Source organism: Mesorhizobium bavaricum, assembly GCF_056781655.1.
The window spans coordinates 3564911-3578139 of sequence record NZ_CM165566.1 but is presented as its reverse complement, the minus strand read 5'-3'; the positions used below and the strand labels follow the sequence as shown (position 1 = coordinate 3578139).

The following is a 13229-nucleotide window of genomic DNA, read 5'->3' as shown; positions in this document are numbered from 1 at the left end:
TCACTCCGCCGGCAGGGCGCGCTGCGACAGGGCAAAGCCCATCTGCTTGCGCTTTTCGGGCCGCTTGCGCGTCAGCGCCAGCACCATGCCCATCGAGATGGCGATGGCGATCTGCGAGGAGCCGCCATAGGAGATGAAAGGCAGCGTCATGCCCTTGGCCGGCACCAGCTGCAGGTTGACACACATGTTGATGACGGCCTGCAGGCCGAACACGGTGACCAGCCCGCCGACGGCATAGCGAGTGAAGTCGTCATGCTCCTTCAGCGCCGTGTTGAGGCCGCGCAGCACGATGAAGGCGAAGATCGACATGATGAAGAAGCACATGATCAGCCCGAACTCCTCGCCGGCGACCGAGAAGACGAAGTCGGCATGGCTGTCCGGGATAACCCGCTTGACGGTGCCCTCGCCTGGCCCGACGCCGAACCAGCCGCCATTGATCAGCGCCTCGCGGCCCATGTCGACCTGGAACGTGTCGCCTTCGCCGGTCAGGAACTTGTCGATGCGCAAGGCAACGTGCGGAAACACCGTATAGGCGGCAAAGACGCCGCCAACGCCGGCAGCACCCAGCGCAATGATCCATAGCCACGGCAACCCGGCCATGAAGAACATCACACCCCACGTACCGGTGACCAGCATGGTCTGGCCGAGATCCGGCTGGGCGACCAGCAGCGAGACGACCAGGGCGAGCAGCAGCATGGCGAACAGATTGCCCGGAATGTCGGGCTGGCGCTTGTGTTCGGCGAACAGCCAGGCGCACATGATGACGAAGGCGGGTTTCAGGAATTCCGACGGTTGGATCGACAGGCCGGCAAGCGACACCCAGCGGCGCGCGCCCTTCACCTCGACGCCGATGTAGAGCACCGCCACCATCAGCACCAGCATCAGGCACAGCATGATCAGCGCCATGCGCCGGATCTGCCTAGATTCGAGAAAGGACACCGCCAGCATGACGCCGAGCGCCGGCACGGTGAAAATGATCTGCCTGGTGGCGAAGTGGAAACTGTCGAGGCCGATGCGCTCGGCCACCGCGGGACTGGCGGCAAAGGACAGCACGATGCCGAGCCCCATCAGCGACAGAAACGCCGCCAGGAACCAGCGATCGATCGTCCACCACCACGTCGCAACCGGACTTTTGTCGAGACGGCTCTGCATTATCGTGCCCCTCCGATGGGTTTCACACCCTCGATAGCATTCGCAGCTTGCCTGAAGGCTTCGCCGCGGACTTCGAAATTCTTGAACTGGTCGAAACTGGCGCAGGCCGGCGACAGAAGCACAACCACCTCGCTGGCATCGTCTTGAGCCGCGTCATGCGCCGCGTGCTCGACCGCAGCGGCCAGCGTGCCGGATATCTCGTACGGCACAGCCTCGCCCAGGGTCGCCGAGAAGGCGGGCGCCGCCTCACCGATCAGATAGGCCTTGGCGATGCGCGGGAAGAAGCCGCGCAGCGGCTCGATGCCGCCCTCCTTGGGCAGACCGCCGGCAATCCAGTAGATGCGCGGGAAGCTCGACAGCGCCGGTGCCGCCGCATCGGCATTGGTCGCCTTGGAATCGTTGACGAACAGCACATGGTCCTTGCGGCCGACCTGCTCCATGCGGTGCGCGAGGCCGGGAAAGCTTTCCAGTCCCGACTGGATCTCGCCGAGGTCCAGCCCGACCTTGAGGCAAGCGGCGACCGCCGCCAGCGCGTTCTGCGCATTGTGCTGGCCGCGCAGCGAGCCGATGCCTTCGAGGAAAGCAACGCGGCTGTAGCGACCATGCACTGCTTCCATCAGATTGCCGCCGTCGGCGAAATAGCCGTCGGTGAGTGGCAGCCGCTTGGAAATGCGGATGACATGCCGCCCCGCTCGCTCCAGCCGCTCGGCGATCTGCGCGCACCAGGAATCGTCGATGCCGATGATCGCCGTCTCGCTGCCGGCCACCAGCCGCTCCTTGATCGAGGCGTAGTGCTGCATGGTGCCGTGGCGATCGAGATGGTCGGGCGTCAAATTGAGCAGGATGCCGGCCGTCGGGTTGATCGAAGGCGCGAGGTCGATCTGGTAGGACGAACATTCGACCACATAATGCCGATTGGGCCCAGGCGGATCGAGTGTCATCACCGCGCGGCCGATATTGCCGCCCATCTGCGTGTCCCGTGCCGCCGCTTTCAGGATATGCGCGGTCAGTGCGGTCGTCGTCGACTTGCCGTTGGTGCCGGTGATGGCGATGAACGGTGCTGACGGCGCGGCGAGCATTCGCTCGCGGCAGAAAAGCTCGATGTCGCCGATGATCTCGACGCCAGAACCGCGCGCCAGTTCCACCGTCCAATGCGGCTTGGGATGCGTCAGCGGTACGCCCGGCGACAGCACGAAAGCCGAGAACTTCGCCCAGTCGGCGCCGCGCAGGTCTCCGGTTGCGATACCGCTGGCCGCCGCCTTGGCGACGCTGTCGGGATTGTCATCCCACCCCAGCACCTCTGCCCCGCCGGCGATCAGCGCGCGCGCCGTCGCGATCCCCGAGCCACCGAGCCCGAAGAGCGAAAGGCGCTTGCCTGCGAAGGATGCGGCGGGAATCAAGCGGCCTCCTATCTGAGCTTCAGCGTGGACAGGCCGACCAGCGCCAGGATGACGGCGATGATCCAGAAACGGATCACCACCTGGCTTTCGGTCCAGCCGAGCTTTTCGAAATGATGGTGGATCGGCGCCATCAGGAACACCCGCTTGCCGGTCATCTTGAAGTAGCCGACCTGGATGATGACAGACAGGATTTCCACGACAAACAATCCGCCGACGATGACCAGCACGATCTCGTGCTTGGTGGCGACGGCGACCGTGCCGATCAGGCCGCCCATCGCCAGCGAGCCGGTGTCGCCCATGAAGATCGCCGCCGGCGGCGCGTTGAACCAGAGGAAGCCGAGGCCGGCGCCGATGACCGCGCCAAGCACGACCGCCAGTTCGCCGGTGCCGGGCACGAAATGGATCTGAAGATATTCGGCGAACACGGCGTTGCCGGAAAGATAGGCGATGACGCCGAAGGACGCCGCCGCGATCATGATCGGCACGATCGCCAGTCCGTCGAGACCATCGGTCAGGTTCACCGCATTGCCGGCGCCGACGATGACGAAGCAGGAGAACGGAATGAAGAACCAGCCGAGATTGATGATGAATTCCTTGGCGAAGGGGAATGTCAGCGACGACGAGAACGGCGCCTGGCCGTTATGCATGATCGCCCAGGCGGCGATGCCGGCGATGACGAATTCGAGCGCCAGCCGTGCCTTGCCGGAAAAACCGAGATGCGACTGCTTGGTCACCTTCAGATAGTCGTCGTAGAAGCCGATCGAGCCGAAGCCCAGCGTCACCAGCAGCACCACCCAGACATAGATGCTCGACAGGTTCGCCCACAGCAGCGACGAGCCGATGATGCCGGACAGGATCATCAGCCCGCCCATGGTCGGCGTGCCTGCCTTCTTGAAATGCGTCTGCGGCCCGTCGGCGCGGATCGGCTGGCCCTTGCCCTGCCGCAGCCGCAACGAATTGATGATGGTCGGTCCGAAAATGAAGACGATCAGCGCCGATGTGATCAGCGCCCCGCCGGTGCGGAAGGTGATGTAGCGGAAGACGTTGAAGACCGAGATCTTGTCCGCAAAATCGACGAGCAGTGTGAACATGCGCTTATCGTCCCCCGACCTAGGTCTGTTTGGATGTCGTTTCAGCCGGGAACTTGCCCAGCAGCGCATCGACCAGTTTTGCAAAACCGATGCCCTTCGACGATTTGATCATCACCACGTCGCCCGGCTTGAGCGCGGCAAGCAGCACCGGCTTCAACTCCTCGGCGCCGGCGCGGTATTCGGTCTTGATCTCAGCCGGCAGCGTCTGCGCCAGTGCCCGCATTTCCGGACCGCCCAGAAAAACGGTCTGCGTCCCGGTGCCGACGATGAGGTCGGCAAGGGCGGCATGCATCTTGGCAGAATGGTCGCCGAGCTCCAGCATGTCGCCGAGTACGGCGATGCGGCGGCCCTCGCCTGTCACCGGCGTCGCGTTAAGCAGCGCCATCGCGGCACCCATCGACGCCGGGTTGGCGTTATAGCTCTCGTCGATCAGTGTGATCGGCCCGCCGGGGTGGCGCAACACATGGCGCTTGCCGCGCCCGCGCTCGGCCGAAAGATCGGCCAGCGCCAACGCCACCCTGTCGAGGTCGGCGCCGACCAGATGCGCCGCACCCAGCACCGCCAGCACATTCTGCACCATATGGCGGCCGGGCGCACCGATCCGCGCCGTCACCTCGTGGCCGCCGACCCTGGCGCTGATGTCGGAATGGTCGGCGTGGAGTTCGCACTTGACCAGCTTGAAGGTCGAGCGCGCATTCTCGCCGAAGCCATACACGTGCTCGACCCCAGCGGCATGAGCCATCTTGTCCAGAAGCTTCCAGCGCGCATCGTCGCGGTTGAGGATGGCCGCACCCTCGGGCTCCAGCCCTTCGAAAATCTCGGCCTTGGCCTTGGCAATCTCGTCGAGATTGCGGAAGAAGCCGAGGTGGGCGGCCGCGATCATGGTGACGATGGCGACATGCGGCCTCACCATTTTCACCAGCGGCCGGATCTCGTCGGGATGGTTCATGCCGATTTCGAACACCGCATAGTCGCAATCCACTGGCATGCGTGCCAGCGTCAGCGGCACGCCCCAGTGGTTGTTGAACGACTGCGCCGAGGCATGCACCTTGCCGACGGCCGACAGCACGTGGCGCAGCGCTTCCTTGGTGGTGGTCTTGCCGGCCGAACCGGTCACCGCGATGATCTTGGCCTCGGAGCGGGCGCGCGCCGCGACACCAAGCTTTTCAAGCGCGGCCAGGACATCCTCGACGACGATGATCGGCGCCGTCAGCCGGCCGAGCGACGGCAGCTTGCCTTCCGCCACCACCAGCACGCCGGCGCCCGCCTTGATGGCGGCGGTGGCGAAGTCGTGGCCGTCCATCGCCTCGCCCTTGATGGCGAAGAAGGCGTCGCCCGGCTGGAGGCTGCGGCTGTCGATCGAAATACCCGATATGCCTTCCGGCATCGGCCCCAGCGGCCGCCCGTCCATGGCCACAACCAGCGCCTCGGAGGTCCACAGCAAACTCATGCGGCACACTCCACGAGTGCTGCGCGGACTTCCTCGTGGTCGGAGAAATGCAGGGTTTCGGAGCCGATCGTCTGGCCTTCCTCGTGGCCCTTGCCGGCCACGATCAGCGTGTCGCCGGCATGCAGCATGGCGACCGCGTCGTGGATCGCCTGGCGCCGGTCGCCGATCTCGATGGCGCCGGGTGCGGCGGCAAGAATGGCGGCGCGGATCGTTTCAGGCACTTCCGAGCGCGGATTGTCGTCGGTGACGATGACGACATCGGCAAGCCGCGTCGCAATCTCGCCCATGATCGGCCGTTTGCCACGGTCACGGTCACCGCCGCAGCCGAACACGACGATGACGCGGCCAGTGGTGAACGGGCGCACCGAGGCCAGCACATTTTCCAGCGCGTCGGGCTTGTGGGCGTAGTCGACATAGACCGGCGCACCATGAGCAGTGGTGCCGACGAGGTCGAGACGGCCCGGCGCGCCCTTCAGTTTCTCCAACGCCATCAAGGCTTTGGCGACAGGTGTTCCGGTGGAAATGGCAAGTCCTGCCGAAACCAGCGCGTTCGATATCTGGAAATCGCCGGCCAGCGGCAGATCGATCTCGTAAAGCACGCCGTCGGCCTCGACCTCGGCGCGCTGACGATGGCGCTCGTGCTCGACCCGCTTCAGCCTGAGGAAATCGCCATGGCGGCCAACGGTCAGCACGTCGAGCCCGGCGGCCTGCGCCGCTTTGATTGTCGGCGCCGACCACGGGTCGTCGGCGAAGATGACGGCCGGCGCGCCTTTCGGCAGCAGCGCGTCGAACAGGCGCAATTTGGCCCGATGATAATCCTCGACGGTCGGATGATAATCCATATGGTCGCGGCCGAGATTGGTGAAGCCGCCGGCGGCCAGCTTGACGCCGTCAAGGCGGCGCTGGTCGAGCCCATGACTGGAGGCTTCCATCGAGGCATGGGTGACGCCGGCGTCCGCCAATTCCTTGAGCAATTGGTGCAAGGCGACCGGGTCGGGCGTCGTCAGCGAGCCGTAGTCATTTCGCCCGGGCGCCACCACGCCGGTGGTGCCGATCGAAGCGGCGGCATAGCCGATCTGCTCCCAGATCTGCCGGGTGAAGGCGGCGACCGACGTCTTGCCGCTGGTGCCGGTCACCGCGACCATGGTCTCAGGTTGCTTGCCGAAATAGCGGGCCGCGCTCAGCGCCAGCGCCAGGCGCGGATCATCGACCGCCAGCACCGGGACCGGCAAACCGGCAATGGCGTTGCCTGCCACGATCGCAGCGGCACCTCGGCCGGCCGCGTCTGCAGCATAGGTCGCGCCGTCCGCCTTGGTACCGGCGAGCGCGAAGAAGACGACGCCCGGTTTTACCTGGCGGGAATCCGACGAAATGCCGGTAACCTCCAGATCGGCGGAAGCTGTTCCTTCGACTGGCAGGATACCGGCTAGATCTTTGAGCTTCATCGAGTCCCGTTCACCGCAACAAAATAGCGCGCAGTTGCCGGCGCGCCCCAAGAATCACTGATAGGACACCAGCGTTGCACCATTTTCATGGCTGAAATCTGGCTTCACGCCAAGCATGGCCGCAGAACGCCTGATGATATTGCCGGCCATAACCCCCGCATTCGAGGCCGCGACGTCTGTCATGCCAGGCTTTTCCGGGTGCGGAGCGTCGGCAATCGTAAACACGAGGTATTGCGGATCGTCCATCGGGAAGGCGGCGACGAAGGTATTGAAATTCAATTCCTTCGAGTAGCGGCCATTGATGACCTTCTCGGCTGTTCCGGTCTTGCCGCCAACGCGGTAGCCGGGGACTCTGGCGTTTCTGGCCGAGCCCTTCTCGGCGTTGAGCGAATAGAGGTAGCGCATGCCCTCGACCGTCTTGTCGCCGACCACTTTCTTGGCCACCGCCATCGCTTCTTCCTGTGTGCGGACAAGGAAGGTAGGGTTCATCAGGAAACCGCCATTCATCAGCGCCGCACAGCCGACAGCCGCTTGCAGCGGCGTCGTCGACACGCCATGGCCGAAGGCGATGGTGAACGAATTGACCTGCTTCCACACCTTCGGTTCAGTCGGACGGGCGACTTCCGGCAGTTCGGTCTGCATCTTGTCCAGAATTCCAAGGCGATGCAGGAATTCTCGGTGCCCCTCGATGCCGACCAGCTCCGCCTCCCTGGCCGACCCGATGTTGGACGAATAGAGGAACACCTCCGGCAACGACAGCACACGGTTCTTGCCGTGGAAATCGTGAATGGCCTGATGGCCGACCCGGATTGGATGCGAAGCGTCGAAGCGGCTCGCCATCGTCGCCTTGCCGGAATCGAGCGCCATGGCTGAGGTGAAGCTCTTGAAGGTCGAGCCCATCTCATAGAGCCCCGCCGACATCCGGTTCAGCCGGTCCTTTTCCTGTGCATTGTAAGGATTGTTCGGATCAAAATCCGGCACCGAGGCCATCGCCACCACTTCGCCGGTCTTGACGTTGAGCACAACAGCGCCAGTGCCGAGCGCGCGATAGCGCTCCAGGCCGGCGGCGATCTCATCGCGCACCACATGCTGGACGCGCAGATCGATCGAAAGCTTCACCGGCTTCAGATCCTTGGCGACCGCCAGGCCCGATGCCTGCAGGTCGCTCAAGCCCTGTTCGTCGACATATTTCTCCATGCCGGAGATGCCCTGGTTGTCGATGTTGGTGAGCCCGACAATGTAGGATGAGGTTTCGCCGCTCGGATAGAAGCGGCGCTTCTCGGTGCGGAAGCCGAAGCCGGGAATGCCGAGCTGCATGATGTCGGACTGCTGCTTGGGCGTCAGCTGCCGCTGCAGCCAGACGAAGCCGGCGCCGCTCTTCAGCTTGTGATAGGTCTGCTCGTAGTCGATTTCGGGAAGCACCGTCGACAGCTTCTCGATCGCCTCGTCGGCGTCCACGATGCGTCGCGGTTCGGCGAACAGCGATGCCGTCTTGATGTCCGTCGCCAGCACTTCGCCGTTGCGGTCGACAATGTCGGGCCGCGATGCCGTCACCCGGCTCTGCGGGCCGCCCGACATGTCGGGGGTCTGGAAGCCGAGATAGACCAGCCGGCCGGAAATGGTCGCGAAGATGCCGAAGAACACTGCCATCGTCATCACGATGCGCGTCCGCCCCTTGCCGCCGGTCGCCTTGCGGGCGCCCTCGACCACGATCGATCCGCCTTCACCGGTCCTGGCGCGGCGTTTCAGCAGTTTGCCGATCATTGGCCGATGCCTCCGGTCACCACGGGATCCCTATCGCCCGAGGGCGCCTTGTCGGAATTGTCGGCCATGCCGTCCTGGCGTCCTTTCAGGATGTCCTCAATGTCCAGGGCCTTGGCCGGCAGGTCGCCGATACCGACGATCTGTCGGGCGCTGACCGGCTGGAGTTCAAGCTGCGACTTGTAAAGGTCGGCCAGCTTCTGCAGCCGCGACGGCTGGGTGAGCAGGCTCCAGTCGGCCTTGAGCAGATCGATCGTGTCTTCCTCATAGCGGATCTGAGCATGGATCTTCTGCACTGCCGCCAATTGTTCCTCGGCGTCGCGCTTGGTCTTGTAGGTAAGGGCCGCCGCCGAAACCATGACGGCGATCAGGACGATGTCGCTGGTACGAAACACGTGCTTACCTCTCCCCCGGCCGGTCGATGCCGGGAAGCTTTGGAAGGCCGAAAATCGAAAAGTCGCTGTTGCGCGCCGGCGCCTCGGTGCGGACAGCCGCACGCAGCCGGGCCGAACGGGCGCGCGGATTGGCCGCGACCTCGGTGTCGCCGGCAGTCACGCCGCCACCGGCCTTGCGGAAGGTCGCGGTGCGCGCCTGTGCCTCGGGCAAATGGCGCGAGCCGGTCACGGCGTCGGCGCGATCGGCGATGAAGCGCTTGACGATGCGGTCTTCCAGCGAATGGAACGTCACCACGGCGAGCCGTCCGCCCGGCTTCAGCACGCGTTCGGCGGCGAGCAAGGCCTTGGCCAATTCGCCAAGCTCGTCATTGACGAAGATGCGCAGCGCCTGGAAGACGCGTGTCGCCGGATGGATCTTGTCCTTCGGCGCGCGGCCGACATGCGTCTCGATCGCGTCGGCCAGTTCCAGCGTGCGCTCGAACGGCCGCTTTTCGCGGCGAGCCTCGATCATGCGGGCAATGCGCCCGGCATGACGCTCCTCCCCGAGAAAGCCGAAGATGCGGGCGAGATCGCCCGGCTTGAAGCTGTTGACCACGTCGGCGGCGCTCAGGCCCGCTTGCGCCATGCGCATGTCGAGTGGCCCGTCGGAGCGGAACGAGAACCCGCGCTCGGCCTGGTCGAGCTGCATCGAGGAGACGCCGATGTCGAGCACGACGCCGTCGGCGCTCTCGACATGCTCGTCCAGCGTCGAGAACGGCGCCTGCACCAGCCTCAACCTGCCGCCCGACTGCGCCTCGAGGTCGCGCCCGGCCGCGATCGCATCCGGATCGCGGTCGATCGCCACGACGGAAGCGCCCGTCGCCAGAATGGCCTTGGTGTAGCCGCCGGCGCCGAACGTGCCGTCGATGATGATGTCACCTACCGCTGGCGCCAGTGCTTCGAGCACTTCGCCAAGGAGGACCGGAATGTGGCGGGCCGATCCGCCAACGGCGTGAAGGTCATCGCCGTGGCCCACCGTCATTCCGGTCGCTCCCCAGGCTTCGTCCCCTGCCGAAGCTGCAAAAGCCGGGCCCGCGCCTGCGCCCCATAGGCGGCCAGCCGTCCCGGCTCCCAGATCTGAAAGAAATTGCCGCGCCCGACAAAGGCCACTTCCGCCGCAATGCCGGTGTGCTCGCGAATGAAATCGCTCATCGTGATGCGGCCGTCCTGGTCGAGCTTCAGGAAGGTGCCATCGCCATGGCAGAAGAACGACATGTCGTTCGCCGTCTGCAGGAAGGGATCTTCGAGCGCGATGCGCTGCTCGTAGCGGTCGAGCAGATCGAGCCCGCCGACATCCATCGCCGGCTGGTCGAGGCAACGCAGCGCATAGAGTTCCGAATAGCCGCGCTTCTGCACGACAGCACGAAAATGCGCCGGAACGGACACCCGTCCCTTCGCATCGATCCTGCTCAGCGTGTTTGACAGAAACCGGTCCATTGAACGTCACAGCCGCTTGCGCCGCCGCACCCCTCTTCATCTTGTCGCACGCGCCGCGGCGCGTTCCCTGCCCCGTACCAGCCTCGTCCACACGGGCAATAACCGGCAAACGCGCAGCCGCCGCGGCTGCCCGATTGGCGTACGCTTTACCCTGACACGGAACGAAGGCTTGAGTATCGAAATGGGATATCATGGGGCACTATGGGCGTCAACGGGAATGGCTTCACAAACACGCGCGCCGCGACCAATGAGAGCAGCCTTGACGGCACGTCTCGTCTTTATGGTCCATTAAGCCTAACGAAGCGTTTAGAGCCGGCTGGCACAACCGGACCCGCCTTGCCGCGAGCCACTGCCCGGCATAGCGTCTCGCCGCATCCGGTCGGTCACCAAGAGGGTCTGAGAATCGATGTCTGAAACAGCGAACGCACGCGCTGCGACACTTCCCCACCTGCGCGACAGCGGGCTCGCAAAGGGCGACCCGATCCCTCTGCCTTTGACCATGGCCGCGATCTATCACACACCTGGCGACGCCACCGGTTTCGATCAGTACGGTCGCTTCAGCAACCCGACCTGGGACGCGGTCGAGCATATGCTGGCGCATCTGGAAGGAGCACCCTGCGTCGCCTTTCCGTCCGGGATGGCTGCAATCTGTTCGGTGTTTTTCGCCCTGCTCAAGACCGGCGACCGCATCTTGTTGCCTTCGGACGGCTATCACACGACAAGGGCACTGGCCGATCGTTTCCTGAAGCCGTTTGGCGTCACCTATGATGTGAGGCCGACATCGAGCTTTATCGACGGCGGCTTCGAAGGTTACCGCCTGGCCTTTGTCGAAACCCCCGCCAATCCGGGACTGGATATCTGCGATATCGCGGCTGTCACAGACGCTGTTCACAAAGCCGGCGCCCTCCTTGTCGTCGACAACACGACGATGACGCCCTTCGGCCAGCGCCCGCTCGACCATGGCGCCGACATCGTCGTCGCGGCAGACACCAAGGCGCCCAATGGCCATTCCGACGTGCTGTTCGGCCATGTTGCCAGCCGCAATGCCGATATCGTCACCGCCGTGACCGGCTGGCGCGAAATCTCGGGCAGCATTCCCGGGCCGTTCGAAGCATGGCTGGTGCATCGTGGTCTGGAAACGCTGGATGTCCGCTTTGACCGCATGTGCTCCTCGGCGGAAGTGATCGCACGGCGGCTGAAGGGCCACCGGGCAATCAGCGGCCTGCGTTTTCCCGGGCTGGAAAGCGACCCGTCACACAATCTTGCCCGCGCCCAGATGGAGCGCTTCGGCTTTCTCATCTCTTTCGAACTCGCCTCGGAAGACAAGGCCGAGGAATTCATCAACAACTGTGCCTTGATGCAGGCCGCGACATCCTTCGGCGGCGTTCACACCTCCGCCGAACGTCGGACAAAGCGAGGCGATGCAGTACCTCCCGGTTTTGTCCGTCTCTCGGTCGGCTGCGAACCGGTGGAAGAGCTCTGGAAGGCGATCGAGGCGTCGCTGGACAAGATCAGCGGCTGACCGGTCGACTGCGAACCGAGGTCATCGGCTTCGATGTTGCGTTTGCCGTGCAGCACGCGGATAATTTCGATCATGTCGTTACCGACGCGGTACAAGGTGAGGTAGTCACCAACGACCAGATGACGGATGCCCGGTTCGATATCGTCGCGCGGCGCCTGAGAACGGATAGGTTGTTAGTTGCTGCTGGCCCATGGCACGACTTAATCGCACCAGCTACAAGCAACCGGCTGGCCTCCCGCTCTAGGGCAATAGCTGAACAAGCTTGAACCAACAGGCGCGCCCGAAAGCGCAACCTGCTGATCTCAAGAGATTTCTCTTCGATATCGCGGAGAAAATTGCCAGCTGGCCTGTAAGCCGGGTTTTGTATGGCCCCCGCCCCTTGCGGTGCGAGAACGTGGCGACCATTCATCTTGGACACATGTTGCCATGCGCCTCACGCAACCTACCCGGACGGTGAGCCGGAAACAGCCCTCGAGGGTTTCCCCTCGCACCGCCCCTATTCGGTCTTGCTCCCGGTGGGGTTTACCGTGCCGCTCCTGTTGCCAGTCGCGCGGTGGGCTCTTACCCCACCCTTTCACCCTTGCCACGGTAGACCATGGCGGTTTGCTTTCTGTGGCACTTTCCCTGGGGTCGCCCCCGCCGGCCATTAACCGGCACCGTGTTTCCATGGAGCCCGGACTTTCCTCACCCGCGGCCTTTCGGCTGTTGCGGGTGCGGCCGCCCGGCCAGCTGGCAAGGCGTATAAAGGGGTTCACGCTCGAAAACGCAAACGAAAAAGCCGGCCGCTCCGGCCGGCTCCACAGACAGTCGGCTACAGCGCCGCCATCTGCACCTTGACCTTGCTGCAATAGGCGGCCGACACCGGGTTCATTCGCGTTGCGGCGTGGCCTGCATTGTATTTCAGGATCGTGCCGCAGGTGGTGCCGCCGCCGAGATCCTGCGCCATGGCAAGGTACTTCATGCCGTATTTGATGTTGGTGTCGGGATCGAAGAGTCCCTTGGCCGAACCGTTGTAGCCCATCATCCGCGCCGTCGCCGGCTTGATTTGCATCAGGCCGATTTCGCCGGCGCCGCCGACCATGTTCGGCCGGTAGTTGCTCTCGACCCGTATGACGGCGTGAGCGAGCGAAACCGGTACACCATAGCTCGCGGCATAGCGCGCGACGATCGCCGAATACTGACTGCCGCCGGCCACCGCAGCCGCCGCAGCCGCTGGCAGCGCAACGCCCCTTGGACCGATCGATGCCGTTGTCATCTTGTCGACGGTCTTGCGGGCGCGCTTCGTCTGCCTTTTGGCGGTGGACTTCTTCGCCTTGGTCAAACTTGCCTTTTCCATTTTCGCGGAAGCCCGCTTCGTCGCCTTGGCGTCGTGGCCTGCCTTGCCGCTTTTGGCGGATACCGTGATGACCCCTTGATCCGCGCGCGGGCTGAGTGGCGCCGCATTTGCGGCACTGAAGGCAAAAGTCATAACGCCGGCAGCAAGAGCTGCCGTTAAAATGGTCAATTTCTGCATGTGATCCTGTTCTGTCTGAACCGC

11 protein-coding genes and 1 other RNA gene are annotated in these 13229 nt (G+C 64.0%); 1 reads left to right on the top strand and 11 read right to left on the bottom strand.

Going from position 1 to position 13229, the window contains the following annotated elements; all coding sequences use genetic code 11:
* Genes ftsW through mraZ form a run of 9 tightly spaced genes read right to left on the bottom strand, consistent with a single transcriptional unit; the run spans position 1 to position 10170 of the window.
* Positions 1–1152, bottom strand: coding sequence for a putative lipid II flippase FtsW (gene ftsW, locus AC1RZR_RS17535; protein ID WP_379106723.1), 1152 nt, complete (start codon positions 1150–1152; stop codon positions 1–3).
* Positions 1152–2552, bottom strand: coding sequence for a UDP-N-acetylmuramoyl-L-alanine--D-glutamate ligase (gene murD / locus AC1RZR_RS17530; protein ID WP_477274572.1), 1401 nt, complete (start codon positions 2550–2552; stop codon positions 1152–1154). Before murD ends, ftsW begins: the two co-directional genes overlap by 1 nt.
* 8 nt (positions 2553–2560) lie before the next feature.
* Positions 2561–3643 (bottom strand): phospho-N-acetylmuramoyl-pentapeptide-transferase, encoded by a 1083-nt coding sequence (gene mraY / locus AC1RZR_RS17525; RefSeq protein ID WP_013894667.1) that lies wholly within the window; start codon positions 3641–3643, stop codon positions 2561–2563.
* A gap of 19 nt (positions 3644–3662) precedes the next feature.
* Positions 3663–5093 (bottom strand): UDP-N-acetylmuramoylalanyl-D-glutamyl-2,6-diaminopimelate--D-alanyl-D-alanine ligase, encoded by a 1431-nt coding sequence (locus AC1RZR_RS17520; RefSeq protein WP_477274570.1) that lies wholly within the window; start codon positions 5091–5093, stop codon positions 3663–3665.
* Positions 5090–6538 carry a UDP-N-acetylmuramoyl-L-alanyl-D-glutamate--2,6-diaminopimelate ligase gene (locus tag AC1RZR_RS17515; RefSeq protein ID WP_477274568.1) on the bottom strand — a complete coding sequence of 483 codons (1449 nt, stop codon included), beginning with the start codon at positions 6536–6538 and terminating at the stop codon, positions 5090–5092. Before AC1RZR_RS17515 ends, AC1RZR_RS17520 begins: the two co-directional genes overlap by 4 nt.
* A 54-nt stretch (positions 6539–6592) precedes the next feature.
* Positions 6593–8302, bottom strand: a complete 1710-nt coding sequence (locus tag AC1RZR_RS17510) for a peptidoglycan D,D-transpeptidase FtsI family protein (protein ID WP_477274566.1) — start codon at positions 8300–8302, stop codon at positions 6593–6595.
* The gene (gene ftsL, locus AC1RZR_RS17505; RefSeq protein WP_481825414.1) at positions 8299–8694 is read right to left on the bottom strand and encodes a cell division protein FtsL; all 396 of its coding nucleotides are present in this window, start codon (positions 8692–8694) and stop codon (positions 8299–8301) included. The genes AC1RZR_RS17510 and ftsL overlap by 4 nt, the downstream gene beginning before the upstream one ends.
* A 4-nt stretch (positions 8695–8698) precedes the next feature.
* On the bottom strand, positions 8699–9715 hold the full coding sequence (rsmH, locus tag AC1RZR_RS17500) for a 16S rRNA (cytosine(1402)-N(4))-methyltransferase RsmH (protein ID WP_477274562.1): 1017 nt from the start codon (positions 9713–9715) through the stop codon (positions 8699–8701).
* Positions 9712–10170: a division/cell wall cluster transcriptional repressor MraZ gene (mraZ, locus tag AC1RZR_RS17495; RefSeq protein ID WP_481825413.1), complete on the bottom strand. Its 459-nt coding sequence runs from the start codon at positions 10168–10170 to the stop codon at positions 9712–9714. The genes rsmH and mraZ overlap by 4 nt, the downstream gene beginning before the upstream one ends.
* A 406-nt stretch (positions 10171–10576) precedes the next feature.
* On the opposite strand from mraZ, the gene AC1RZR_RS17490 reads away from it, so the two are divergent.
* On the top strand, positions 10577–11692 hold the full coding sequence (locus AC1RZR_RS17490) for a cystathionine gamma-lyase (protein WP_481825412.1): 1116 nt from the start codon (positions 10577–10579) through the stop codon (positions 11690–11692).
* Between the two features lie 334 nt (positions 11693–12026).
* On the opposite strand, the gene rnpB is transcribed toward AC1RZR_RS17490, so the two are convergent.
* Both rnpB and AC1RZR_RS17480 read right to left on the bottom strand, forming a co-directional pair.
* Positions 12027–12425, bottom strand: an RNA gene (rnpB, locus tag AC1RZR_RS17485) — RNase P RNA component class A.
* Between the two features lie 78 nt (positions 12426–12503).
* A complete protein-coding gene (locus AC1RZR_RS17480; protein ID WP_481825411.1) occupies positions 12504–13205 on the bottom strand; it encodes a lytic transglycosylase domain-containing protein in 702 nt (233 codons plus the stop codon).
* Between the last annotated feature and the right edge of the window lie 24 nt (positions 13206–13229).

Coding starts and splice junctions, on each gene's coding strand:
- ftsW (WP_379106723.1), bottom strand. CDS start 1,152: ATGCAGAGCCGTCTCGACAAAAGTCCGGTTGCGACGTGGTGGTGGACG.
- mraY (WP_013894667.1), bottom strand. CDS start 3,643: ATGTTCACACTGCTCGTCGATTTTGCGGACAAGATCTCGGTCTTCAAC.
- AC1RZR_RS17520 (WP_477274570.1), bottom strand. CDS start 5,093: ATGAGTTTGCTGTGGACCTCCGAGGCGCTGGTTGTGGCCATGGACGGG.
- AC1RZR_RS17515 (WP_477274568.1), bottom strand. CDS start 6,538: ATGAAGCTCAAAGATCTAGCCGGTATCCTGCCAGTCGAAGGAACAGCT.
- AC1RZR_RS17510 (WP_477274566.1), bottom strand. CDS start 8,302: ATGATCGGCAAACTGCTGAAACGCCGCGCCAGGACCGGTGAAGGCGGA.
- rsmH (WP_477274562.1), bottom strand. CDS start 9,715: ATGACGGTGGGCCACGGCGATGACCTTCACGCCGTTGGCGGATCGGCC.
- mraZ (WP_481825413.1), bottom strand. CDS start 10,170: ATGGACCGGTTTCTGTCAAACACGCTGAGCAGGATCGATGCGAAGGGA.
- AC1RZR_RS17490 (WP_481825412.1), top strand. CDS start 10,577: ATGTCTGAAACAGCGAACGCACGCGCTGCGACACTTCCCCACCTGCGC.
- AC1RZR_RS17480 (WP_481825411.1), bottom strand. CDS start 13,205: ATGCAGAAATTGACCATTTTAACGGCAGCTCTTGCTGCCGGCGTTATG.